Annotated in this window: 1 pseudogene; it reads right to left on the reverse strand. The window is 70.6% G+C overall.

The features are described from left to right. Positions 1 to 446: pseudogene (locus RNC47_RS36875) on the reverse strand (transporter substrate-binding domain-containing protein); the annotation flags it as partial.

Consider the following 446-nt stretch of genomic DNA (forward strand, 5'->3'; position numbering starts at 1 on the left):
GCCTTCATCAGATCGATGTCGAAGCCGACGATCTCACCGCTGGAATTCTTGAACTCGTTGGGCGCGTACGGCACATTGACCCCGATCACCAAGCGCCCGGAGTCCCGGATCTCCGGCGGCACCGTCCGCGCGATCGCATCGACGGCACCCGTCGGCGCCTGCACCGGGCCGGACCCCGCTGAACCGGCAACATTGGCAACGCGACCCGAACCGTCGTCGCGCAGCTGCCACACCCCCACCGCGCCCAGTGCCGCCACCACCACCGTCGCGCCCGCGATCGCGGCCACCTTCTTGGACACCCGGACCCGGGTCGGAACGCGTTGCGCCGAATGCCGGCCCGACCGCCCGGTGCTGCGCACCGGTACTGCCAATGCGGCCCGCGCCGCCGCGGCCAGGGCACCGGCACTCTGATACCGCTTGGACGGCTTCTTGGCCATGCCCTTGGC

The organism is Streptomyces millisiae, from assembly GCF_031845425.1.
GTDB lineage: Bacteria > Actinomycetota > Actinomycetes > Streptomycetales > Streptomycetaceae > Streptomyces > Streptomyces millisiae.